The sequence below is a fragment of the Kitasatospora sp. NPDC101235 genome (genome assembly GCF_044767505.1).
Classification (GTDB): domain Bacteria; phylum Actinomycetota; class Actinomycetes; order Streptomycetales; family Streptomycetaceae; genus Kitasatospora.
Genome location: NZ_JBIWNZ010000025.1, coordinates 74,020 through 97,637, shown reverse-complemented (window position 1 = coordinate 97,637; position 23,618 = coordinate 74,020). Strand labels below are relative to the sequence as shown.

Below are 23,618 nucleotides of genomic sequence, written 5' to 3'. Positions count from 1 at the left end.
GCGCGCGGTGTCGATTCCGACCGACTCGGGCTTGAGGACTGGGTTTGCAGGACGGCAGCAGCGCCGCGGACCAACACAGCATTCTGACATGTTGGAGTATTCCGGAGCTGCTTCCGCTCAGGACACATCGCTGCTACTCGTCAAGTGTTACGCATGGCCTTCGTGTCGCGGGTCACACCACCCGGCGTCCGCAACCCGGGGCCGCTTCCATCATCGCGCACTCCCGGAACGAATCATTGTCATGGACAAGCCCTGAAGCGGTCCCGCCTTCACCGGTTCGCATTCCGGGGGCGGCTGCCCACTCCGGGGCCGGCCTCCTTTTCGGGGTCCGGCCGCCTCGTCCGGGCCCGGCGGGCGACGACATGCGAAGGCCCTCCGGCGGCGCCGCGCGGTGCGACCGGAGGGCCCTGGCGGAGCGGACCGCCGCCGTCCGGCGCCTCCGCTCGTGGAAACAGCCCGTTCAGTGCTCCCTGGGCGCGGGAACGGACGGCTCGATCTCGGGATGGACCGTGAGCAGCGCCCGCATCGCGGCCTCGCCCGCGGTGCCGTCGCCGGCGCCCAGCGCGTCCACCAGCCGGGCGTGCAGGCCGACCGAGGACTCGGAGGGCCGCTCGCAGGAGATCGCCGGACCGCCCGAGACCTGCAGGGCGCAGGCGACGATCCCGGACAGGTGCTCCAGCATCCGGTTGCCGGCCATCTGGAGGACCAGGCTGTGCAGCTCGGCGTCGGCCCGGGTGTAGGTGGACAGGTCGGCCTGGGAGGCTGCGTGGCCCATGATCTCGACCAGCTCGACCAGACGCTGCTGGACGTCCTCCCGGCCGTGACCGGCGGCGAGCCGGGCGGCCAGCGGCTCGATCGCCCAGCGGAGCTCGGACAGCTCCCGGCGCTGCTCGTCCCGCTGCGGGCCGAAGGCTCGCCACTCGATGATGTCCGGGTCCAGCAGGTTCCAGTCACCGACCGGGCGGACCCGGGTGCCGACGTTCGGCCGGGCACTGACCAGGCCCTTGGCCTCCAGCACCCGCAGAGACTCGCGGACGACGGTCCGGGAGACCTCGAACCGCTGGCCGATCTCCTCGGGCACCAGCGGGCGGTCGGCACCGAGGTCACCGGAGACGATCATCTGGCCGAGCTGCTGGACCAGCTGGCCGTGCAGACCGCGGCCGCGGCTGCTGGTGGTCTTGCGGCCGACCCGGGCGATGTCGGACTCGGCGCCCTCCCAGCGGGGCGCCGGCGGGGTCGGCCGGTCGGCGTACGAGAAGCGGTCCAGGTCGCCGGGGGCGGAGATGGGCCCTTCGGCGGAACGGGCGGGGGTCATGGTGGGGTGCGCAAGGGTACTCACGCCTCCTTTGTCGGCGATCGGCTGGCGCGGCTTGAGAATTCTCGTGAAAAGCACACGAAAGGGTGATCGACCGTGACTGGATAATTGACTTCTTATCAGGAAGAAACGCGCATTACGGTCACTGCTGGTCGATCTTGGTAGTCCCGGGCAGGACCGTGCTCGCGGAGCAGCCACGAGGCCCTCGTGGGCCCCACCCGGGCGGCTCCGCGCGATGTGGTGCTACAGGGCGCGACGGCGGGCCTGGGCCAGCAGGGCGGCGAACAGCAGGACCGTCACAGGCGTCGCGACCGCGGCGAGCAGCGCCGGATCGGTCAGCGCCGCACTCCCGGCCGCCGCCTCGTGGGGGCCGCCGTACACCCAGCCGTAGGCCCACTCGATCCCGGACTGGAACGGCAGCTCGGCCGCCCGGGTCGGCCACGGCCTGCCGGTGTGGCGCGGCAGCAGGGCAACGGCGGACTCCAGCAGCGTCGGCAGCGCGCAGAGCAGCAGCACCCCGGACCCGGCGCTGCGGGTCAGCGAGGCGGTCAGCACCCCGGTCCAGCCCGCCAGCACGGTGAGCAGGACGAAGGCCAGCAGCGCGGCGGGCACCCCGTGGCCGGCCGCCAGCCCCAGCGGGGCGAACACATCAGGCAGGTCGGACAGCCCGGACATCCCGGCGCCGGTCAGCGCCTCGGACACCCGGTCCGACAGCGCGGCCGGATCCGCCCAGGCCGACACCGTGACGCCGTCCGGCAGCGCGAGGTGCGCGACCACCGTGTCGAGCAGCAGGGTGGCCAGCGCCAGCAGCCCCGCCGTCGGGCCGATCACCAGCAGCTTGGCCAGCAGCAGCCGCACCCGGCGCGGGTACGACACCTGTGAGGCCGGCAGCCCCGGGTGGCGCACCTCGTGGCCGTACGAGAGCGCGCCCAGCAGCCCGGCGCCGAGCGCGGCGAAGGGCAGCGGGGTCAGCGGGAGGGCTGCGGTCAGCAGTCGCACTCCGGCCGGGGCCGCCAGGGGGCCGTCCGGGGCCTGGCTCGCCAGGACGGCGGCCACGACGGCGTCGCCGAGCAGCACGGTGGCGAGCAGCAACCAGGTGGAACGCAGGCCGCGCAGGCGGCGCAGTTCGTAGGCCAGGGCACGCACGGTTCACTCGCTCCGGTGGTCGTCGGGGATGGCGGGGGCTGCGGGAGTGGCAGGGGTCCGGGCGGCGGTCGCGTCCGAGTCGGGGCGGCGAAGGCGGACGGTGTCGTCGGTGAGCAGGTCGTCGGTGCTCACCCGGCTGCCGGGGGGCCGGACCCGGGCGGGCGCCTGCGGCGAAGCCGGGGCCAGAACCGAGGCCGGGTCCGGGTCTTCGCGGAAGAGCCGGCCGACGGCCACGGTGGGGGCGGGTTCGGCGATGGCGCCGGACCCGTTCTCCACGGCGGGCTCGGGGCGGCGGCCGGCGGGCTCGGGGCGGTGGCCGGCCGAGCCGAGAACGGGGAGCGCGGCGGCGGGGAGTGCCGCAGCGACGGCCACGGCGGGCAGGGCGCGGGTGGGCAGGGAGCCGTCCTCCCGGGGTCGGTGGCGGGCGCTGCTCTTCGGGGCGGTGATGGCCTCGGTGCCGGCTTTGGCGGCCTCGGCGCCGGCTTTGGCAGCGGAGGCGGCAGCTTCGGTGACGGAGGGGAAAGCCGGGGTCGTCGCAGGCTCGACCGGGCGCCTCACGGCTTCGGCCGGGGCCGGCACGGCGGCCGTTCCGGGGAGCCTCCCGACCGCTGGCTGCGAGGTCCGCTCCTGGTCCGCGTCCACGCCCGGATCGGCTTCGGGTCCCGGGTCGAGGCGGAGGTGGCGGGAGCGACCCGAGCCGGCCGACAGGACGACCCGCTGCGCCGGCTGTTCGACCACCCGGTCGGCCAGCTCGTGCAGCAGGATCCCGTGGCGGTAGGCGAGTTCGCCGATCTCGGTGCGGTCGATGCCGGCCACCGCGAGACCCACGCTGCCGTCCCGGCGGACGTCCGCGCCCTGATTGACCAACAGGTCCGCCAGCCGCGCCATCTGCGGCCCCCGGACGGCCACTTCGGGGCTGAGCCTGGTCTGCCGGAACTCCGCGACCGGCTGGTCGGCCACCAGGCGGCCACGGTCCAGGGTGACCACCCGGTCCGCGAGCTGGGAGGCCTCCTGCGGGGTGCGAGTGGTCACCAGGACCGTTCCGCCGGCGGCGCCGAAGGAGCGCAGGAAGGAGTAGAACCACTCAACGTTGCGCGGCGACAGGCCGTCGGCGGGCTCGTCCAGCAGCAGCGCACCGGGGTCGCCGAGCAGGGCTGCGGCCAGGGCCAGGCGGCGGTGCATGCCAGGCGAGAAGGTGCGCAGCCGCTGCCCGGCGACGGCGGCCAGCCGGGTCTGCTCCAGCAGTTCGTCGGCCCGCCGGGCCGGGACGCCGGCGGCCGCGGCTAGCATCCGCAAGTGGCTGCGCGCCTTGCGGCCCGGGTGTCCTGCCACCGCGGCTTCCCCGGTGCCGGGCAGCAGCACCCCGACCTCGCGCTCGGGGTGGCGCAGCCGGCGGTAGGGGCGGCCGTCGAAGAGCGTGACGCCCTGGCCACGTTCGAGTTCGAGCATCAGCCGCAGCGCGGTGGACTTGCCCGCCCCCTCGGCGCCGAGCAGCGCGGTCACCGTGCCGGGCCTGGCGTCGAAGGTCAGATCGAGCACCGCGGGCGGAACGCCCTTGCGATAGACCTTGGTCAGTCCGGTGATCTGGATCATCGCTGGCTGCTCCCATGCCCTCGGCCCACCTGCTCGACGCGGAGCGCCCCTGACGGCGGGCATGCACCCGCGCGGCTCCGCGCCAGCACATTAGGGGGCGGCAACGGCTATTCCGGGCATTACGGGAACGGCACGGGCCCGCCGACTGCCCGCCTCACCCGATCAGGGGACAATCCGATCCTGCGATTCACGGGCGGCCGGTCCGTTCCGAGGGCTCCGGCGGCTTCGGCCGGGCGGAGCGCAGCGCTCGGCGAAGGGGCGCGGCTCCTACCGAGGGGGCCAGGGCGGGGGCGGAAGCTGCTCGCCGCCGCACACCGCGTGGAACTCGTCGACGGCGGCCTGGCCCTCGACCGCGATCTCGCCCAGCCTCTCCCGCTCGGCGGCCAGCCGTTCCTGCACCGCGGCGATCGCCTCGGGCGCCGCCTGTTCGGCCTGCAGCGCGGCCAGTTCCTTCTCCGTGTCGGTGGTGGTCTCGTCGAGGCTCCGGTAGTCCGCCACCAGCCCCTCGATGAGGGTTCGCTGGTTGACGCAGTCCTTGATGGCCATCGCGGGGCTCCCTGGGCCGGAAGACCTCCGGCCCGGCGGCCGGAGCGTCCACCGACACTCTGCGCCGCCGTCCCCGGGTCCGCAGCCAGGCCAGGCCATTCGGCTGCCCGAGGCCACGCCGCGGTGGGACGGGTCCGGGATCCGGGTCCGGGCGGGCCGGGCACGGACCCCGGGGGCTCAGGACTCCGGGCGGAGCATGGGCGGGTTGAGAACGGTCGCCCCGCCGGCAGTGAACAGCTGGGCCGGCCGTCCGCCCTGACGGGTCGTCGTGCCGCCCGAGGGCAGCAGGAAGCCGGGGGTGCCGGTGACCTTGCGGTGGAAGTTCCGCGGGTCCAGTGCCACGCCCCAGACCGCCTCGTAGACCCGGCGCAGCTCGCCGACGGTGAACTCGGTCGGACAGAAGGCGGTGGCGAGGGAGGAGTACTCGATCTTGGAGCGGGCGCGCTCCACGCCGTCGGCGAGGATCAGGCCGTGGTCGAAGGCGAGCGGAACGCCGTCGACCGGGTTCTCTCCGAGGAGTTCACCGACCGGGGCCCAGCGGGCGCTGCTGGCGTCGCCGCCGGCCCGGGGCGTCGGCAGGTCGGGGGCGAGCACCAGGTAGGCGACGCTGACAACGCGCATCCGGGGGTCGCGCTGCGGGTGGCCGTAGGTGGCGAGCTGCTCCAGGTGGGCGCCGGCCGCGCCGGGGCCGACGGCATCGTGGCCGGGGGCGGTGTGGGCACGCAGACCGGTTTCCTCGGCCAGCTCGCGGGAAGCGGCCTCGGCCAGGCCCTCGTCGGGGCGGACGAAGCCGCCGGGCAGCGCCCAGTACCCCTGGAACGGCGGCTCGCCTCGTCTGACCAACAGGGCGCAGAGCGAGTGGTCGCGCACCGTCAGCACCACCAGGTCAACCGTGACAGCGAACGGCGGGAAGGCCGACGGATCGTAACGCGACATGGCGACGATCATAGTCGTCTCTCTGACGATAAGCACAGGCCCGTGCGTGGGCCGCGCGGGGCCGGTGCCCCCGCCCGGCCCGGCGCGGCTCGCGTCCGGTCTGCGCAGGCCGGACGCAGGGCGGACGCAGGCCGGACGCGGCGTCGGTGACCGGCGTCACCGGCGCCACGGGCACGGGCGCAGGCACGGGCGCGTGGCGGCGGGCTCAGCGGGCGACGAGTTGCAGGTCCGCGGATGCCTCCTCCACCATCGCCACGCCGATCCGGCTCACCCGGACGGAGAAGGGCTCGCCCGCCACCCGCAGTCCGGTCAGCTCCAACTCGCCGAGCGGTGCGGTGCTGGCCGGGCGGACCAGCACCCGGCAGCCCGGAACGTCGGGCCGGACCCCGGCGAGGGCGAACACCGCGTGCACGGCGCCGGCCGCGGAGACCGCCGCCGGGCGGCAGGCTGCCGGGTGCGGCACCGGCGGGCAGCCGGGGGCGCGCTGCTCCCCCGAGTACATCTCCGGCAGCCGTCCCTCGAAGTGGGCGCTCGCGGCGAGCAGGCCCTCCAGCAGGGTGCCGGCCTCGTTCTCGTGACCGGCCCCGGCCAGTCCGGCGACCGCCAGCGCCGTCTCGTGGACCCGCACCGCGCCGCCTCGGTGGCCCAGCGGGTTGAAGCGGGGTGACTTGGCGCTCAGGGTGCGCAGGCCCCAGCCGCTGTCCAGCTCCGGCGAGACCAGGCGCTGGGCGAGCAGCCGGGTCTGCTCGCGGTCCAGCAGGCTCTCGTGCCGGCCGCCGTCGTCGGCGAGCCCGGTGTCCAGCAGGTGCACCAGGGAGGAGGCGATGGCGGGCAGCGGCTGGCCGCCCGGGGCCAGCCCGGCCGCGGGGCGGCCACCGGACAGGTCGTCGACCCAAAACCGCTCGCGGAAGCGCCCGCGCAGCGCGGCCGCCCAGCCGCGCCAGTCCTCGGCGCCCGGTCGGCCGAAGGCCTCCAACAGCTCGGCCCCGTGCAGGGCGGCGCGGTGGGCCTGCGCCTGGACCTCCGCGCGGACGGCGACCGGGTGGGCGGAGCGCTCCTCGGACGGGCGGCTCAGGTCAGTGACGAAGCCGTCGACCAGACCTTCGCGCAGGGCGGCCAGGGCCCGCTCGGCGGCCGGGAGCAGTTCGGCGACCTCCGCCGGGGGCAGGCCCCAGCGCCAGGCCTCGGCCAACACGGTGACGAACAGCAGGGTGGCCTCGGTGGCGGTGCAGGTGGGCGGCAGCTCGGGACCGCCGTGGCGCAGGGCGCCGGGCAGCAGCCCCTCGGTGCGGCCCGGGGCGGGGGCCGGCAGCTGACGGCGGGCCAGCGCCCGGAGGGTGCCGGCCGCCAGCCGGGTGCCGAGCGGCAGGGTCAGCCGGGCGGCCCAGAGCGCGTCGGCCGGGGCGAGGCCGAAGCGCCAGGGCGCTCCGGAGGCCGGGTAGAGGTCGGTCGGGCGGTCCGGGTCGGCGAACAGCAGCCCGCCGAGGGCGTCCAGCGAGCGGGAGACCAGCAGGGCGGCCCGGGCGTCGTCGCTGCGGACCTCCGGCTCGGACCAGGGCAGCGGGACACCGGTGCCGCGGCCGCCCGGCGGGCGCGGGCCGCCGGCGGCACTCTCCAGCTCGGTGTGCAGCTCGACCGACCAGCGGGCGCCGGGCTGGACCTCCAGATCCCAGCGGAGCACCCCGGCGCCGGCCAGGACGGCGTGCGGGGAGGGCTTGGCGCTGACCACGGCGCTGTGCACCGGGCCCGTCCAGCGCAGCCCGGCGGACTGCACCTGGCCCGGCAGGTCGGGCTGGCGGTGCCCGACGGCGATCTCGGCGACCGGGCCGAGGTCGGTGCCGAGGGCTATCTCCAACGGCAGCCGGGCGAGCCGCGGACCGGTGTTGCGCACGACCACCGTCTCCACGCCGCCCGCGTGGCGCAGCCGCTCGACGGTGAGCGCAGGGTCCGGGTCGAGGTCGCCGGGGAGGCGGACGGCACCGAGGAAGCGGGCCTGGGCGGTGCTGGTCAGGGTGCCCTGGAGCGGCAACGGCTCCATGCCGCCCAGCCGCAGCTCCATCCGGGCGAGCACCCGGACACCGTTGCGGTAGAAGCCGTGCAGGCCGTGGCCGCGCAGCTGTCCGTCGGGGCCGGAGGCGGCCATCGCCGGGGCGTTGACGCAGATCACCGCGTGGTGGACGGCGGGCGGCTGCGGGCGCGGCGGGGCCGCGGGCCCGGCCGTCGGGGCCTGGTCGGGTCGGCCCACCGCCCTGGGCGGCGCGCCGACCACGCTCTCGGCCGGCATGGCCTGTGATGGCCTCATGGCGGTCACCGGACTCTCCTCCCCTCGGCGGTCCGGTGGCCTGGTCAGGCCGGTGGGCCGCGAGCGTGCTCGATCGCGTGCTGATGGTGCCGGGCCGGCGGGGCCGTCCCGTCGGCGGGTGTGCCGTGTCTGGCCGTACCCGGTGGCGGGTCGTGCCATGCGGTGCTCGGTACCGGGCCGGTACCGGCGCGCCGCGCCTTCGTTCCGGGGCCCTCACCGCGCCCGGCACGCCGTCAGGTCCGGCGCCCCGGCCTGCCGGTGACCCATCCCCCCGCGGCCCGCAGCCGCCGGGTCGTCCGGCCCGTGGTGGCGACCGGTCGCGGTACCGCGCGCGGCCGCCGACCGCTGCCCGTGCCCGGGCGGTCGGGTCCGCACCGCCCGGCGATCGGCCCGCCCGAACCGGGCGCGGGCCCCCGGGGGTGAACGCCGCGCACCGCCACCAGGTCACGCCCCGCCGCTGCGCCGCTGGTCCGGGCGGCCCTGCCGGACGGTCGTACCGCGTCCGTCGCAACGTCACCGGAGCCTGGCAGGGGGCGCGTCACCGTCCACGGTCCGGAGCCGGCACCCGCCTTTCGGGCCTCCGCCGGACCGGCTCGGGCCGGACGTCCGCCGGGCTCGGCCGTCCGGTCGGACGGACGGGGCGGTCGAACCGGTGCTCGACCGCCGCCAGGATACGGTGCGGGGGTCGCGGCCCCCGCACCCGGTGACCCCGTGAACCGCGACGCGACCGCTGTGACCAGCAGAGACCGAGGAGTTGCATGTCCACCATCAGCCGGCTGCCCGGGATTGTCACGACCGACCACGTCTTCCGGCTGCCGCTCGACCACGCCGCCCCGCAGGGCGAGCAGATCGACGTGTACGCCCGCGAGGTGGTGGCCGCAGGCCGCGAGCGGGACGACCTGCCCTGGCTGGTCTTCCTCCAGGGTGGCCCGGGCGGCAAGGCCGCCCGGCCGCTCGGCCGGGACTCCTGGTTGGAGCGCGCCCTGGACGACTACCGGGTGCTCCTGCTCGACCAGCGCGGCACCGGGCGGTCCACCCCCGCGACCCGGCAGACCCTCGCCCGGCGCGGCGGCCCGCAGGAGCAGGCGGACTACCTGGCCCACTTCCGGGCGGACTCGATCGTCCGGGACGCCGAGCTGATCCGCGAGCGGCTGCTCGGCGCCGACCGGCGCTGGAGCGTGCTCGGCCAGAGCTTCGGCGGCTTCTGCACCCTCACCTACCTCTCCATCGCCCCCGAGGGCCTGACCGAGGCCTTCATCACCGGTGGCCTGGCCGGCCTCGGCAGCTCGGCCGACGACGTCTACCGCGCCGCCTACCCGCGGGTGGTCCGCAAGAACGAGGACCACTACGCCCGGTTCCCGCAGGACGTCCAGGCGGTGCGCCGGATCGCGGCCCACCTCGCCGACGCCCCCGCGACCCTGCCGGACGGCGGGCTGCTCACCGTCGAGGCGTTCCAGGCGCTCGGCCTGCTGCTCGGCGGCGGCAGCGGCTCCGGCACGCTGCACTACCTGCTGGAGGAGGCCTGGGTGGAGGGCGCGGCCGGGCCCGAACTCTCCGACACCTTCCTGGCCGGTGCCCAGGCCCAGCTCTCCTTCGCGGGCGGCCCGCTGTACGCGGTACTGCACGAGTCGATCTACGGCCAGCGGTCGGTGGACCAGGGTGGCACCGCCTGGGCGGCCGAGCGGGTCCGCAAGGAGTTCCCGCAGTTCGATGCCCGGGCCGCGCTGGAGTCCGACGCGCCGGTGCTGTTCACCGGGGAGATGATCTACCCCTGGATGTTCGACACCGACCCGGCGCTGCGCCCGCTGAAGGAGACCGCGGACCTGCTCGCCGCCCGCACCGACTGGGCCGACCTGTACGACCGGGCGCGGCTGGCCGACAACACCGTGCCGGTCGTGGCGGCGGTGTACCACGACGACATGTACGTGGACACCGCCGACTCGCTGGAGACCGCCCGCGCGGTGCGCGGCCTGCGGGCCTGGATCACCAACGAGTGGGAGCACGACGGCCTTCGGGTGAGCGGCGGCAAGGTGCTGGACCGCCTGATCAAGATGGCGCACGGCGAGGCGTAGCGGCCTGCGGGCCGGCGCCGCGACGCGGCTCGGCTCAGCGCGCACGGTGCCCTCCTCCCCTCGCCCGCCGGACGCCCCGGCAGCGGTGGAGGCCGGTGCGGGCTGCGGCCGGCGCACACGCCGCAGCCCGGCCGAGCCGCAGACCCCGGACGGACCGCTCCCCGGCCGCCCGGGCGTGCCCGGGCATCGCGGCCCGTCCGGGCGCCGACAGCAGGGCGACCGCCCCGGCACCGCCGCCGTCCCACTCCGGGCCTTCGGAGCCGTCGGTGGCGCCCGGGCCCGGATCGGCCGGTACCGACACCGTGGACGAGCCCTTCCGGCGGCCGCCCCGCCGGTGCCGCCGACCACCGGCGGACCGTGCGGGCCGCTCACCGGGGGCCCCGCTCGCCCCCGGAGCAGCGGGCCCGGAGGCCTCCTCGCCACGGGACGGCGCCTCTTCGGCAGGCGGCGGTGCCTCGGTGTTCGGTGCCCCGCCCGCCGGAGGCAGCGGTTCGCCAGCCGGGGCCCCCGGGGCCGCGGGCTCCTCGCGCCGCCGCCGCTGGGCCTCGACCGCGGCCAGCAGGCCCTGGGGCGTCATGCCGTCGTTGAGCGACTCGTAGAGCAGCTCGGCCAGCAGGTAGCCCGGGGCGAGCCGCAGGACGTGGCCGAGCACGACCCGGGCCGTCGCCGTGTCCCCGGCGACCCAGGACGTCCAGGCCAGCAGGGTGAGCGGGGCCACCGCACAGCCCTCGTACGGCGGCACGGCCCGCCGGGCGAGGAAGCGCCAGAGCCGCTCGGCCGGGGCCAGCTCGGCGGGCCGGGCGTACTCGACGCCGCGGTCCCGCACCAGCCGGTCCCGCAGGGCGAGCAGCAGCTGGGCCGTCCGGTCCGCGTCGAGCTCCGTGGCTCCGGCCCGGAACTCGGCGACGGCTTGGTCGAGCAGGGCGATGCGCTGCTCCCGGGCAAGGGCGTCCACGGCCTCGGCCCGGACGAGCGCCTCGCGCTGGGCGGCGTCCTCCGGCGGGCCGATCGGGTCCAGCCCGCCGATGATCGCCTTCCGGCTGCCGCGCGGCACCAGGCCGGCGACCGTCGCGGCGGCGGCCGCCGGACCGGGATCGGGGCTGCGCCGCACCGGATTGCCCGCCGGCTCGCAGCACCCGTCGCCGCGGCAGAGGAAGGACCACCAGCGGCCGTCCGAGACGCACAGCGACTCCTTGACCGCCACGCCCCGGCGCCCGAAGGCCGCCCGGAGGGCCTCGGCCAGCGGCCGCAGCCCGTCCACCACCGGCGGTGCGTGGGGCGTGCCGGGATCCTGGCAGAGGTAGAGGAGCACCTGGAGCGGCCGGGCGCCGTGCCGCTCGGAGAGCGCGACCAGCAGCGCGGCCGTCTCCTCCGCGGCGGCCGGCCACTGCGCGGGCGACCGCGGCAGGTCCGCCCGGATCACCCCGCCCTGGTGGAGGCCGGGCCCGTGGAGCCCGACCGCGACGATGGAGTCGTCCGGGTGGAAACCCAGGAAGTACGGAAGCAGCTCGGCCATGTCGGCCGGACCGCGCATGACGACCGGCCCGTAGCCGGAGGCCGGGCCGAGGGACAGAATGACGTGTTCGTTGTTCATCGCGTTCATGGCCGCAAGAGTGGACGCAATCCGCGGACGAGGTCGGAACCGACTTTTTTCCTGTGGATAACTCCGCCTCCGAATTCCCCTTCGCTCATTCGGAGCAGCCGACACTCCCTCCCGCGAGTGGATTTTGACTGCCGTTCAGCGGACCAGCGGATGAAATACACCCCGCCTTCCCCCGTCTCCCCTCCCCCGCATTCGCCGCTTGTCGGCGGTACGGGGTTACATGGACGCCATGCAGCAGCCCGACACCCACACCACCGCCACCGCCGACCGCGCCGAGGTCCGGGCGCGGGCCGAGGCCGTCCTGCGCGAGCTCGCCGGCCCCGGAGCCGTCCTGCGCGAGGACCAGTGGACGGCCATCGAGGCCCTCGTGGTCGACCGCCGCCGTGCCCTGGTCGTCCAGCGCACGGGCTGGGGGAAGTCCGCGGTCTACTTCATCGCCACCGCCCTGCTCCGGGCCCGCGGCGCCGGGCCGACGGTGATCGTCTCGCCGCTGCTCGCCCTGATGCGCAACCAGGTCGAGTCGGCCGGCCGGGCCGGCATCCACGCCCGCACCATCAACTCGGCCAACACCGACGAGTGGGCCGGGATCCAGGACGAGGTCGCCGCCGGGAAGGTCGACATCCTGCTGGTCAGCCCCGAGCGGCTGAACAACCCGGACTTCCGCGACCAGGTGCTGCCCGAGCTCGCCGCCTCCACCGGCCTGCTGGTGGTCGACGAGGCCCACTGCATCTCGGACTGGGGGCACGACTTCCGCCCCGACTACCGCCGGCTGCGCACCATGCTCGCGGACCTGCCGCCCGGCGTCCCGGTGCTGGCCACCACCGCCACCGCCAACGCCCGGGTCACCGCGGACGTCGCCGAGCAGCTCGGCACCGGCGCCACCGACGAGCACGCCCTGGTGCTGCGCGGGCCGCTCGACCGGGAGAGCCTCACCCTGGGCGTGCTCTCCCTGCCCGACCCGGCCCACCGCCTCGCCTGGCTGGCCGACCACCTCGACCGCCTGCCCGGCTCGGGCATCGTCTACGCCCTGACGGTGGCCGCGGCCGAGGAGGTGACGGCCTTCCTGCGCGAGCGCGGTTTCCCGGTGGCCTCCTACTCCGGCCGCACCGAGGACGCCGAGCGCCGCACCGCCGAGGCCGACCTGCTGGCCAACCGGGTCAAGGCACTGGTCGCCACCTCCGCGCTCGGCATGGGATTCGACAAGCCCGACCTCGGCTTCGTGGTGCACCTCGGCTCGCCCAGCTCGCCGATCGCCTACTACCAGCAGGTCGGCCGGGCCGGGCGCGGGGTGGACCGGGCCGAGGTGCTGCTGCTGCCCGGGCGCGAGGACGAGGCGATCTGGCGCTACTTCGCGTCGCTGGCCTTCCCGCCGGAGGAGCAGGTGCGCCGCACCATCGACGCACTGGCCGCGGCCGGCCGGCCGCTCTCCACCGCCGCTCTGGAACCCCGGGTGGACCTGCGCCGGGCCCGGCTGGAGACCATGCTCAAGGTTCTCGACGTGGACGGCGCCGTCCGCCGGGTCAAGGGCGGCTGGACGGCCACCGGCCAGAGCTGGGAGTACGACACCGCCCGTTACGCCAAGGTCGCCGCCTCCCGGGAGGCGGAACAGCGTGCGATGCGCGAGTATGCGGCGGGCATGGGGTGCCGGATGGAGTTCCTGCGCCGGCAGCTGGACGACGAGCAGGCCGCGCCGTGCGGGCGGTGCGACAACTGCGCGGGTCCGCTGCACACTCCGGACGTCTCCGCCGAGACGCTGGCGGCCGCCCGGGCCGCGCTCGGCCGCCCGGGCGTGAGCTTCGAGCCGCGTCGGCTCTGGCCGACCGGGATGGACGCGCTCGGGGTGCCGCTCAAGGGCCGGATCCCGGCGGGCGAGCAGGCGGAGACCGGCCGGGCGCTGGGGCGGCTGTCCGACATCGGCTGGGGCAACCGGCTGCGCACCCTGCTCGCCGAGCAGGCGCCGGACGTGCCGGTGCCCGGCGAGGCGGTGGACGCGCTGGTGGCGGTGCTCGCCGATTGGGCCCGCGGCCCGGGCGGCTGGGCCGGGCCCGCGACGACGGAGGGCGCCCGGCTGGAGCGGCCGGTCGGCGTGGTGACGATGGCCTCCTCGACCAGGCCCCAACTGGTCGGCAGCCTGGGCACGCGGATCGCCGAGATCGGGCGGCTGCCGCTGCTCGGCCGGATCGGGTACGCCGGGGGGCTGCCCCCGCACGGTGCCCGCAGCAACAGCGCCCAGCGGCTGCACTCGCTGGCCGGCTCTCTGGTCCTGCCGCCGGAGGTGGAGCAGGCGGTGGCCGCCGCCGGGGGGCCGGTACTGCTGGTGGACGACCTCGTCGACTCGGGGTGGACGGTCACCGTGGCCGCCCGGCTGCTGCGCCGGGCGGGGGCGAGCGCGGTGCTGCCGCTGGTGCTGGCCGTGCAGGGGTGAGGGGGCGGCGGAAAGCCGCCGAAGGAGCCTTCTCGTTCACCCGAACGGCCTAATAGAAAGGATCAAGCGAAGCGATTTCGATCACACCGGTGGACCGGCCCGGGAAAGGAGTGGCCACCATGCCAGTGGTGGTTCGTCCCGCCCTCCGGGCGCTGTGGATCAAGGCCTGGAGGCGCCTCCGCAGCGTTCGACCCGCCGTGGAACATATCCGGCAGACCATGGACTATCGGATGGCGTTCATCATTTCATCGTTGCCGCTCTGCCCTCGATGCCCCGAGAATTGGGAGGTACCCGAGACCCGGTCCGCTGGATCCGCCCTTCGGCGTACCCAGGCACCCGCCTGCCCACGGGCCAGGAAGGAGGATCGTGATCAACGGTATCGGCCGAGGTCAGAATCCCTTCTCCGGGAGCCCGGAACCCAGACGGGTGCTGGATCTGGAGGCCTGGACCGCCTCGGGGATCCCGTTGCTGCGCGACCCCCGCGAGTTCGTCCTGGGACTGCACCAGCGCCACCTGCCCCAGCCGGGCACCGTCGCGGTCGCCGTCCTGGACGCGCTCCACCGCCTCGTCGCCTCGGCCTCGTTCACCCCCTGGCCGCACGACACGGACGGCTGGCAGCACCGCAACGCCCTGCTGACGCACCTGCGCCGGATCATCCCGCACGACCTGCGACTGCCCGAGCCGACCCGGACGGCCGTGCTGCTGCGCTGCCGCGACGGCGCACCCGGCTGGACGGAGCAGGACGGCGCCTGGATGTGGGCACTGCGGGACGCGTCCGTGCTGCACGGGCTGCGTTGCGGCGCGTACATCGGACTCACCCCGGCGGGCTGGCAGGTCCTCGGCGACGGGCGGGGTGGACGCAACCCGCACGCGGGCTCGTGGGCCGACGGGCCGGTGCACACCGTGACGGAACTGCCTCCGCGCTCGGCGCTGAACGCCCCGCGCAGCCAGCGCACCCGCCAACTGGCGGCCGACCCGGCCAAGCGCGCAGAGGACGCGGCCCGCTCCCCGCAGTCCGAGGCCCCGTGGGTCCCGGCGCGGGTCGCAGCGGCCGAACCGACCCGCCGCACCGGCACCCGCTGAGTCAGCGGCGACCGGCCCCCCGGGGCGGTCAGCCGCCGCCCACCGACCTCGAAGGACCGAGGGACGGACTTCGGGCCCGGCACCGTACGGCGGCACCGGGCCCGAAGTGGACGACTGCGGTCAGGCCTTGACCGGGCGGCCCGGCGCGGCACCGGCCGCGCCCACGGCAGCCGGGCCGGCGTCGCCGCAGACCACCAGCAGCGCGGTCGCGTGGCCGAGCGCCTTGGCGTACGCCTCGGCGGCCTTGGCGGACGGTCCGCCGTTGACCACCAGGACGACCACCTCGCGGCGGACCGGACGGGTCAGCGCGGCGTCCGCGTAGAACACGTCCCCACCGTCGGCGAGCTGTGCCCAGTAGCGCTCCTCGCCGAAGGAGAGCTCGTGCTGCTGCCAGGGGTGCGCCTCGCCGACCGTCAGCACCAGGACATCGCCCGGGTTGCGGCCGGACTCCAGCAGCCGGTCGATCGCGTCGTCGGCGCGCTCCACCGCCTGTGCCGGGGTGGCGGCGATCCGCTGGACCTCCACCTGCGGCGCGGCGGGGGCCGGGCGGCGCGGTGCCGGCCCGGGCTTGGGGGTCAGCCGCGGCGGGCCCGGACGGACGGCGCGCGGCGGGGCCGGGCGCGGGGGCGCCGGACGGGGGCCGGGCACCGGAGCCGGGGCGGCGACGGTGGTGGGTGCGGTGGCGGGGGCTTGTGCGTCCGACTCGCGAGGGAAGGGAACGCCGGGGCCCGGGAGGCTCTCGTGAATCTCCGGCTCCTCGGGGAAGACAGGCATACCCGGATATCTATCAAATGCCGATCGGACGCGCACGGGCACCCCACCCATTGGGCACCGGTCTCCTGCCGCCCCCTCCCGGGCAATTCCAGACGGACCGTCAGAAACCGAGTGTCAACTGTTCGTCGCCGGACCCCCGGCCGGCGCCCGCGTCCTCCCGAGCGCGCTTGAGATGACGCCACTTCGGCAGTGCGTCCAGGTAGGCCCAGGAGAGCCGGTGGTGCTCGGTGGGGCCGAGTTCCTCCAGCGCGGCCCGGTGCACCGGCGACGGGTAGCCGGCGTTATCGGCGAAGCCGTACTCCGGGCACCCCTCGCCCAGTTCGGCCATCAGGCCGTCACGGTGGACCTTGGCGAGCACCGAGGCGGCGGAGACGCAGATGCAGGACTGGTCACCCTTGATCACCGTGCGTACCCGCCAGGGGCCGCCGAGGTAGTCGTGCTTGCCGTCCAGGATCACCGCGTCGGGCTCGACCGGCAGCGCCTCCAGTGCCCGAACGGCGGCCAGCCGCAGCGCCGCCGTCATGCCGAGCTCGTCGCACTCCTGCGGGGAGGCCTGCCCGAGCGCGTACGCGGTGACCCAGTCGGCGAGGACGGGGGCGAGCGCGCGGCGGCGCAGCTCGGTGAGCAGCTTGGAGTCGGTCAGCCCCTCCGGCGCCCTGCGCAGGCCGGTGACGGCCGCGCCCACGGTGACCGGCCCGGCCCAGGCGCCGCGCCCGACCTCGTCGAGACCGACGACGATCTTGGCGCCGGCCCGGCGGAGCGAGCGTTCGACGGAGTGCGTCGGGGGGACGATGGGCATGGCGAATTCCGTTCGACTGGGGCAGCTCTAGCCTAATCCCGCCTCGCGACCGCCGAATCCGCCTCCCCGGACGGGAAGGGCCCCCGACAGCCGAGCACGCGGGCCGGGGCCCGGGCACGCGGCCCCGTCACCGCCACGCGAGCCCGGCACCACCCCGGGACCGGCACCACCCCGGGACCGGCACCATGCCCCCCGAAGGCCGGCACCACCCCGGGACCGGCACCACCCCTCAGGCCCGGATCATCGGCTCCAGCACCTCGTCCAGCAGCCGGCCGGCGAAGCCCGGCCCCACGCCCTCCAGCCCGCGGATCTTGACCTGGTAGAGCATCACCGCCGGGATGACGTCCGCCACCAACGGGGTGGCCGCGCCGGGCCGGACGTCGCCGCGCTCGGCGCCGCGGCGCAGGATCTCCAGGATGGTCCGCGCGGTCGGTTCGATGACCCGGTCGGTGATGAAGGCCTTGAAGACCTCGGCCCGCTCGTGGTCGATCTCGCCCATCAGTGCGTTGAGCGCGGAGCCCACCCGGGAGGTCATCGCCTGCGTGAACCCCTCGACGAGCTGCAGGAGTTCGTCACGTGCGGACCCGAGGTCGGGAGTGTCGGACGGGCGTGGGAGAGTGGCGTCCAGGGCGTCGATGACGAGCTCGTCCTTGGACGCCCAGCGCCGGTAGAGCGCGGCCTTCCCGGTCCGCGCCGCACTGGCGACCCCTTCCATGGTCAGTCGCGCGTATCCGCCGGAGGTGAGCTGGTCGAGCGCGGCCTCGAAGATCGCGTTCTCCAACTCCTTGCCCCTGCGCCGTGCCGGCCGCGTCAGCACCTGACGGGCGGCCCGCACCGGACAGAAGCCCGGTTCGACGGCCGGCTCCGCCCCCACCCGGGCACCCGGCTCCACGCCCGCACCGGCGCCCGGCTCCGCGACCACCGGCCCGGCGCCCACCTCCACCGGCCGAACAGCCTCAGGCCGAGTCCCGGCAGGCCGAACAGCCGCCTCCCCGGACGCCGGGCCCGCCGAACCGGCCGGCGACCGACCGGACCGGTCAGCCACCAGGCGCCGCACCAACCGTTCCATCGCCACCATCCTTAAGGAACGCTTGCGTTCACAATCATGGCCAGGATATCGTCCCGATTAGTGAACGATCCCGTTCCTTCTCGGCCTGCGCAAGGGCGCAGCGCCGAACCCGGACCGGCGACTCCGCCGAACCCGCACCACCGAGCACATAGCCAGCAGGCGGCACATTCGTGGCTATATCCGACACGCTCAGCAAGAACTCACCACCGCAGACGAGCCAGGGACGGGGCAAGGGCATCACCCTGACCGTCATCGCGGCCACCCAGCTCATGGTGGTCCTCGACGCGACCATCGTGAACATCGCGCTGCCGCACATCAAGGACGCCCTGGGCTTCTCGACCACCGACCTGTCGTGGGTCATCAACGCCTACACCCTGACCTTCGGCGGGCTGCTGCTGCTCGGCGGTCGCGCGGGTGACATCCTCGGCCGCCGCCGGGTGTTCATCTTCGGCACCCTGCTGTTCGGCCTGGCCTCGCTGCTCGGTGGCTTCGCACAGGACAGCGGCCTGCTGCTGGCCGCCCGCGCCCTCCAGGGCATCGGTGGCGCGATCTGTTCCCCGACCGCCTTCGCCCTGATCGCCACCAACTTCGAGGAGGGGCCGGAACGCAACCGGGCGTTCGGCGTGTTCTCGGCGGTGGCCGGTTCGGGCGCCGCGATCGGCCTGCTGGCCGGCGGTCTGCTCACCGAGTACCTGAACTGGCGCTGGGTGTTCTTCGTCAACGTGCCGATCGCGGTCCTGATCGCGATCGCCGCGCCGCGCTACATCGCCGAGTCCGAGCGCCACCCGGGCCGCTTCGACCTGCCCGGTGCGCTCACCTCGACGCTCGGCCTGATCGGCCTGGTCTACGGGTTCATCCGGGCCGCCTCGGACGGCTGGTCGGACGGCATCACACTCGGCTCCTTCGCGGCCGGCGCGATCCTGCTCGCCGCCTTCCTCGTGGTCGAGAGCCGCACCGACCAGCCGATCACCCCGATGCACCTGTTCGCCGACCGCAACCGCACCGGCGGCCTGGTGATGATGCTCTGCCTGGCCGCGGCCATGTTCGGCATCTTCTTCTACGTCGTGCTGTTCGTGCAGGGTCCGCTCGGCTACAGCCCGCTGAAGGCCGGCGTCTCCTTCCTCCCGATCAGCGTCGCGATCGTCATCTCCGCACAGATCGCCTCCAACTTCCAGGCCAAGTACGGCCCGAAGCCCTTCATGGCGGGCGGCGCGCTGCTGGTCACCGTCGGCCTCACCTGGCTGACCCAGATGAACAAGGACAGCGGCTACCTGGACGGGGTGCTCGGCCCCACGGTGGTGTTCGGCCTCGGCATGGGTCTGATCTTCGTCCCGGTGATGCTGCTCTCCGTCGCGGGCGTCCCGGGCGAGGAGACCGGCGCCGCCTCCGGCCTGCTCAACTCGATGCAGCAGATCGGTGGTTCGCTCGGCCTGTCGATCCTGACCACGGTCTTCGCGCACTACGCCACGGCCGAGGCCACCGCGCAGCTGCCGAAGTTCATGGAGAGCGCGACGCCGGAGCAGCTGGCCTACCTCCAGCAGCACCACGAGTTCCCGCAGGGCACGGACGCCGCCAACACGGTGCTCACCCAGGGCATTTCGCACGGCTTCATCGTGGGCGCCGCGCTCGCGGCGCTCGCCCTGCTGGTCGCGGTCTTCGTGATCAAGGCCAAGGCCAGCGACCTGCCGAGCGACTCCTCCGCCATCGCGATGCACTGACGCCATCGCGATGCACTGACGCCACCGCTCGGCACTGGCCCGGTCGCTCGGCACTACCGCCGCCAGGCACTGGCGCAGCCGCCAGGCACTGACGCCGCAACGACGCCCAGGGCCGGCCGGGAGCAGCACGCTCCCGGCCGGCCCTGCCGCTGTCCGCGGCCCCACCCCGGTCGGCCTACCAGGCGTCGTACGCCAGCCCCGCCCGGTCGCAGGCCGTGCGGCCGGGCGCCGTCGAGTCGACCGGCGGCCGCTCCGCCAGGATCTCCCGGGCCCGGGCTGCCGCGAGGTTGGTCGCGTACCAGGGCCCCGACTCCCCGTCCAGGTCCTGCCCGATCAGCTGCAGCGCACAGCTGCGCTGCGGCTCGGGGAGCCGGTCCAGGGCGGGCACCGCGTCCGCCGAGAGCCGACGGACGTTGCGCAGGTCGATGACCGCGGTGAGCGGGTCGGTCCGCAGGGCCCGCTCGTACCGGGTGACGTTCTGCTCGGCGACGATCGCATCCGGGCCCATCAGGCCGTAGACCGCGACGGCGAGCATTCCGCCGAGCACGACGACGCGCGGCAGCCAACCGGTACGGCGGGCCAGTCCGGCGGCGATCAGCAGCAGGAAGACGGCGCCCAGCCAGATCTCGACCACCAGTACCCAGAGCCGCAGCCGGGTGAGCCCGGAGGCGTCCACGTAGAACCACATCCGGCCGAGCGCCGAGGCGACCACGGCCAGCGCCAGCACGCAGAGCAGGCCGAGCAGGACCCGCGCCACCCGGCGGTCGGCGGGGGTGGTGCGCGGGGCCCAGCGCTTGGCGAAGGTCACCACGACCAGGGTCAGCACGGTGATCACGCTCAGCTGCCAGAAGCCCTGCCGGGCGTACTCGGAGCGGCTCATCCCGGTGTTGCTCAGCACGGCGTCCGCGCCGCCGAGCACCACCACGGCCTGGATCACCGTGAAGGCTCCGAACATCAGGTTGAGCGCGACCAGCGGAAGCGCCCACTCAAGCCGGCGCCGCTCCCGGCCCGGCCGGATCTCCGTACGGTCCCAGCGGCGCGGGCCGGCGGCCATGTGCGCGAAGCCCAGCACGGTCACCGCCCCGAGCACGAACAGCGCTCCGCGCCCCGGGAGTTGGTCGAGGCCGAGGTCCGGGCTGAGGTTGCCCAGCAGGTCCGCCATGGCGGCGTCGGCGCCGGCGAACAGCAGGCCGAAGACGGTCAGCAGGACGGCGGCGACCGCGAGCGCCTTGAGCACCGGGACGATCCGGCCGCGGCCGGGCATCGGCCGCCGGTCCATGCTCTCCCAGACCCAGACCGCCGAGGGCACCAGCTGCCACAGGATGCCGGGCAGCGGGAACAGCACGCCCGGCCAGCGGCGGCCACCGTGCAGGGCCAGCGAGGCCAGCGCGAGCGCGCCGACGACGGCCAGCGCCGCGGGCCAGTCGGCGTCCCACCAGGCCGGGACGGCGAGCAGGGCGAGGGCGAGCAGGCTCCACACCGCCGCCCAGGGCCGGATCCGGCGTCCGGCCGCGCGGGCGGCGATCCCGGCCCCGACGGCGGTGGCGGCGCCGAGCAGCAGCAGGTTGGGCCCCAGGCCGTCGTAGAGCAGCCAGGCCGCCAGCAGGCCGGTGAGCAGGGCAGCCAGCAGGACCCTGGGGGTGGCCGCCGCCCGGCGCTCGGGGTCGCTGCGGCGCAGCCACGTGCCGACCGGGGGCACCGGCGCGCCGGGCACCGGCGCGCCGGTGCCCGGCGCGCCCCGCGGGCCAGGGCCCGCCGCACGGTACGGACCGTACGGGTCGTACGGGTTCTCCGGCGCGGTCGGACCGGGCGCCCCAGTCAGGCCTGGCGTCCCGGTCAGGCCTGGCGTCTCGGTCGCTCCGGGCGACTCCATGGGACCGGGCGACTCGGTCGAACCCGGCGAATCGGACGAGGCAGGCGTGGACGGACCTGACATGAGTCCCCCTCAGTGGTCGGCGGGCATGCGGAAGCCACCCATCGGGCGGTCCGCCGGCGGGCGCGCTCGGCGCCGCGGCCGCTGCCGACTGTAGACTATTCTGAACAGGTTCAAAAACTGGTTCTGAACGCGTTCAGAATGCCTTCGCCACCAAGGACTCCCCGGCTACCCCTTCACCGACCCGGCCAGCAGCCCCCGGACGAAGTACCGCTGGAGGCTGAAGAAGACGATCAGCGGCACGATGATCGACAGGAACGCCCCGGCCGTGAGCAGCTCCCAGCGCCCGCCGAGCGAGCCGGACAGCTGTGCCAGGCGCACCGTCATCGGCGCCACCTCCGGCGTGCCGCCCGCGAAGGTCAGCGCCACCAGCAGGTCGTTCCAGACCCACAGGAACTGGAAGATCGCGAACGAGGCCAGCGCCGGGGTGCTGAGCGGCAGCACGATCGAACGGAAGATCTTGAAGTGCGAGGCGCCGTCCACCACCGCGGCCTCCATCAGGTCGCGCGGCAGCTGGGCGATGAAGTTGTGCAGCAGGAACACCGCCAACGGCAGCGCGAACATGGTGTGCGCCAGCCAGACCGGCGCGTAGCTGCCCTTCAGGTCCACCGCCGGGATCAGCGTCAGCGGGCCCAGGTGCGCACCGCCGGCGAACAGCCGCAGCAGCGGGATCAGCGCCATCTGGAGCGGCACCACCTGGAGCGCGAACACCGTGAAGAAGACCGCGTCGCTCCCCCGGAACCTCACCCAGGCCAGCGCGTACGCCGCCATCGCGGCCAGCACCAGCGGGAAGACCGTCGCCGGGACGGCGATCGCCAGCGAGTTGACCAGGAACGGCATCAGGCCGGTGGAGACGCCGGAGCCGCCCTCGAACAGCACCGAGTGGTAGTTCCCGAGGCCGAGGTCCGGGTGGAGGAAGGTGGTCCACCAGCCGCTGGCGGTCACGTCCTGCTTGGGCCGCAGCGACGTCACCAGCAGGCCCAGCGTCGGGATCGTCCAGAGCACCGTCATCGCGATCACGAACACCGAGGCCAACGGGCTGCTGAAGGCCTTCCGCACCGGCCTCTCCCGACCGTCCGTCCCGATCACCGGACCTCACGCTCCTTCCGCAACTGGACGATGTTGTAGGCCACCAGCGGCAGCACCGCGAGGAAGAGGAGCACCGCGAGGGCGCTGCCCCGCCCGGCGTTGAACTGGACGAAGGACTGCGAGTACATCTCGTTGGCCAGCACCTGGGTGCCGAAGTTGCCGCCGGTCATGGTGCGGACGATGTCGAAGCACTTCAGGGTGATGAGCATGACGGTGGTCAGCACGACCATCACCGTGGTGCGGATCATCGGCACGGTGACGTACCAGAACAACCGCACCCCGCTCGCACCGTCCAGCCGGGCCGCCTCCACCACCTCGTCCGGGATCGCCTTGATCGCCGCCGACAGCACCACCATCGCGAAACCGGTCTGCACCCAGACCATCACCGCCATCAGCAGGAAGGTGTTCAGCGGCTGCGAGAGCAGCCAGTTCGGCGGATCGTCCCAGCCCACCGCGACGGCGAGTCGGCTGAGCAGGCCGATCTGCGACTGGCCCGGCCCGCGCGACTCGTAGACGAACTTGAAGATGATCGACGCGCCGACCAGCGAGATCGCCATCGGCATGAAGATCAGCGACTTGTACACCGACTGGCCGCGCATCCGGTCCACCAGCAGTGCCAGCACCAGCCCCAGCCCGGTCGCCACCAGCGGCACGACCACCAGCCAGAGCAGCGTGTTGACCAGCACCTCCCGCACCGAGTCGGAGGTGAGGGCCCAGCCGAAGTTCTCGCCACCGACGAACCGGGTGCCGTCGTCGTTCTGGAGACTGAGGTAGACCGTGCGGACCAGCGGTACGACCAGGCCGACGGCCAGCAGCAGCACCGCGGGGCCGAGGAAGAGCGCGACCGCCAGCGGACGGGCCAGGCGGCCCCGGGCCCGTCCGGCGGCCAGGAAGACCACCAGCAGGATGCCCAGGAAGCCCGCGACGGCGCCGAAGGTGTTGCCGAACTTGACCGCCGCGTCGCTCCAGGCGCCGGCCGCCAATCTCTCGGTGACCAGCCTCCCGGCGGCCAACTCGGCGGCAGGTGACGGGAATCCGGGTACGGACATGGCTGCGCGTCCCTTCGGGCGTGGTGGGAAGGGGGCGGGGGGGGGGGGGGGGGGGGGGCCCCCCCCCCCCCCCTCGACAGGTGGTCCTCGGTGCGCCCGGCCCCGCCGCGGAACCGAAGCCGGAACCAGCACCGGAACCGAAACCAGAACCGGGGCCGGAGCCGTA

Annotated in this window: 17 protein-coding genes; 4 read left to right on the top strand and 13 right to left on the bottom strand. The window is 74.7% G+C overall.

Features of this window, described 5'->3' with window-relative positions:
• Nucleotides 1-460 precede the first annotated feature (460 nt).
• The 6 genes from ACIRRH_RS32490 to ACIRRH_RS32465 form a co-directional block, all read right to left on the bottom strand.
• A complete protein-coding gene (locus tag ACIRRH_RS32490) occupies nt 461-1,393 on the bottom strand; it encodes a FadR/GntR family transcriptional regulator (protein ID WP_403074499.1) in 933 nt (310 codons plus the stop codon).
• Between the two features lie 165 nt (nt 1,394-1,558).
• Nucleotides 1,559-2,461, bottom strand: coding sequence for a hypothetical protein (locus ACIRRH_RS32485; protein WP_403074497.1), 903 nt, complete (start codon nt 2,459-2,461; stop codon nt 1,559-1,561).
• A 3-nt stretch (nt 2,462-2,464) separates the two neighbouring features.
• The gene (locus ACIRRH_RS32480) at nt 2,465-4,054 is read right to left on the bottom strand and encodes an ATP-binding cassette domain-containing protein (RefSeq protein WP_403074495.1); all 1,590 of its coding nucleotides are present in this window, start codon (nt 4,052-4,054) and stop codon (nt 2,465-2,467) included.
• 267 nt (nt 4,055-4,321) lie between these two features.
• Nucleotides 4,322-4,600 (bottom strand): hypothetical protein, encoded by a 279-nt coding sequence (locus tag ACIRRH_RS32475; protein WP_403074493.1) that lies wholly within the window; start codon nt 4,598-4,600, stop codon nt 4,322-4,324.
• Nucleotides 4,601-4,777: 177 nt separating this feature from the next.
• Nucleotides 4,778-5,536 carry an NUDIX domain-containing protein gene (locus ACIRRH_RS32470; protein WP_403074491.1) on the bottom strand — a complete coding sequence of 253 codons (759 nt, stop codon included), beginning with the start codon at nt 5,534-5,536 and terminating at the stop codon, nt 4,778-4,780.
• A gap of 205 nt (nt 5,537-5,741) precedes the next feature.
• Nucleotides 5,742-7,838, bottom strand: coding sequence for a glycogen debranching N-terminal domain-containing protein (locus ACIRRH_RS32465; RefSeq protein ID WP_403074560.1), 2,097 nt, complete (start codon nt 7,836-7,838; stop codon nt 5,742-5,744).
• 758 nt (nt 7,839-8,596) lie between these two features.
• Here ACIRRH_RS32465 and ACIRRH_RS32460 point away from each other — a divergent pair.
• A complete protein-coding gene (locus tag ACIRRH_RS32460; protein WP_403074489.1) occupies nt 8,597-9,910 on the top strand; it encodes an alpha/beta fold hydrolase in 1,314 nt (437 codons plus the stop codon).
• Nucleotides 9,911-9,944: 34 nt separating this feature from the next.
• Here the strand turns inward: ACIRRH_RS32460 and ACIRRH_RS32455 are convergent, their stop codons facing one another.
• Nucleotides 9,945-11,513 (bottom strand): DUF4192 family protein, encoded by a 1,569-nt coding sequence (locus ACIRRH_RS32455; RefSeq protein WP_403074487.1) that lies wholly within the window; start codon nt 11,511-11,513, stop codon nt 9,945-9,947.
• 229 nt (nt 11,514-11,742) lie between these two features.
• Here ACIRRH_RS32455 and ACIRRH_RS32450 point away from each other — a divergent pair, with 229 nt between their 5' ends.
• Both ACIRRH_RS32450 and ACIRRH_RS32445 read left to right on the top strand, forming a co-directional pair.
• Nucleotides 11,743-13,938 carry a RecQ family ATP-dependent DNA helicase gene (locus ACIRRH_RS32450; protein WP_403074485.1) on the top strand — a complete coding sequence of 732 codons (2,196 nt, stop codon included), beginning with the start codon at nt 11,743-11,745 and terminating at the stop codon, nt 13,936-13,938.
• Between the two features lie 426 nt (nt 13,939-14,364).
• Complete coding sequence (locus tag ACIRRH_RS32445) at nt 14,365-15,021, top strand: hypothetical protein (protein WP_403074483.1); 657 nt, start codon at nt 14,365-14,367, stop codon at nt 15,019-15,021.
• Nucleotides 15,022-15,141: 120 nt separating this feature from the next.
• Here ACIRRH_RS32445 and ACIRRH_RS32440 read toward each other — a convergent pair whose 3' ends face one another.
• The 3 genes from ACIRRH_RS32440 to ACIRRH_RS32430 all read right to left on the bottom strand — a co-directional run bounded on the left by ACIRRH_RS32440 (nt 15,142) and on the right by ACIRRH_RS32430 (nt 17,516).
• Nucleotides 15,142-15,795: a hypothetical protein gene (locus ACIRRH_RS32440; RefSeq protein WP_403074481.1), complete on the bottom strand. Its 654-nt coding sequence runs from the start codon at nt 15,793-15,795 to the stop codon at nt 15,142-15,144.
• A gap of 100 nt (nt 15,796-15,895) precedes the next feature.
• On the bottom strand, nt 15,896-16,594 hold the full coding sequence (locus tag ACIRRH_RS32435; RefSeq protein WP_403074479.1) for a ribonuclease HII: 699 nt from the start codon (nt 16,592-16,594) through the stop codon (nt 15,896-15,898).
• Nucleotides 16,595-16,823: 229 nt separating this feature from the next.
• Nucleotides 16,824-17,516 carry a TetR/AcrR family transcriptional regulator gene (locus ACIRRH_RS32430; RefSeq protein ID WP_403074477.1) on the bottom strand — a complete coding sequence of 231 codons (693 nt, stop codon included), beginning with the start codon at nt 17,514-17,516 and terminating at the stop codon, nt 16,824-16,826.
• Between the two features lie 317 nt (nt 17,517-17,833).
• On the opposite strand from ACIRRH_RS32430, the gene ACIRRH_RS32425 reads away from it, so the two are divergent.
• Entirely contained in the window at nt 17,834-19,381 is a 1,548-nt protein-coding gene (locus tag ACIRRH_RS32425; protein ID WP_403074475.1) for an MFS transporter, read from the top strand.
• A 175-nt stretch (nt 19,382-19,556) separates the two neighbouring features.
• Here the strand turns inward: ACIRRH_RS32425 and ACIRRH_RS32420 are convergent, their stop codons facing one another.
• The 3 genes from ACIRRH_RS32420 to ACIRRH_RS32410 form a co-directional block, all read right to left on the bottom strand.
• Nucleotides 19,557-21,095, bottom strand: coding sequence for a DUF4153 domain-containing protein (locus tag ACIRRH_RS32420; RefSeq protein WP_403074473.1), 1,539 nt, complete (start codon nt 21,093-21,095; stop codon nt 19,557-19,559).
• A 387-nt stretch (nt 21,096-21,482) separates the two neighbouring features.
• The gene (locus ACIRRH_RS32415) at nt 21,483-22,373 is read right to left on the bottom strand and encodes a carbohydrate ABC transporter permease (RefSeq protein ID WP_403074471.1); all 891 of its coding nucleotides are present in this window, start codon (nt 22,371-22,373) and stop codon (nt 21,483-21,485) included.
• 26 nt (nt 22,374-22,399) lie between these two features.
• Entirely contained in the window at nt 22,400-23,452 is a 1,053-nt protein-coding gene (locus ACIRRH_RS32410; RefSeq protein ID WP_403074469.1) for a carbohydrate ABC transporter permease, read from the bottom strand.
• Nucleotides 23,453-23,618: the final 166 nt, after the last annotated feature.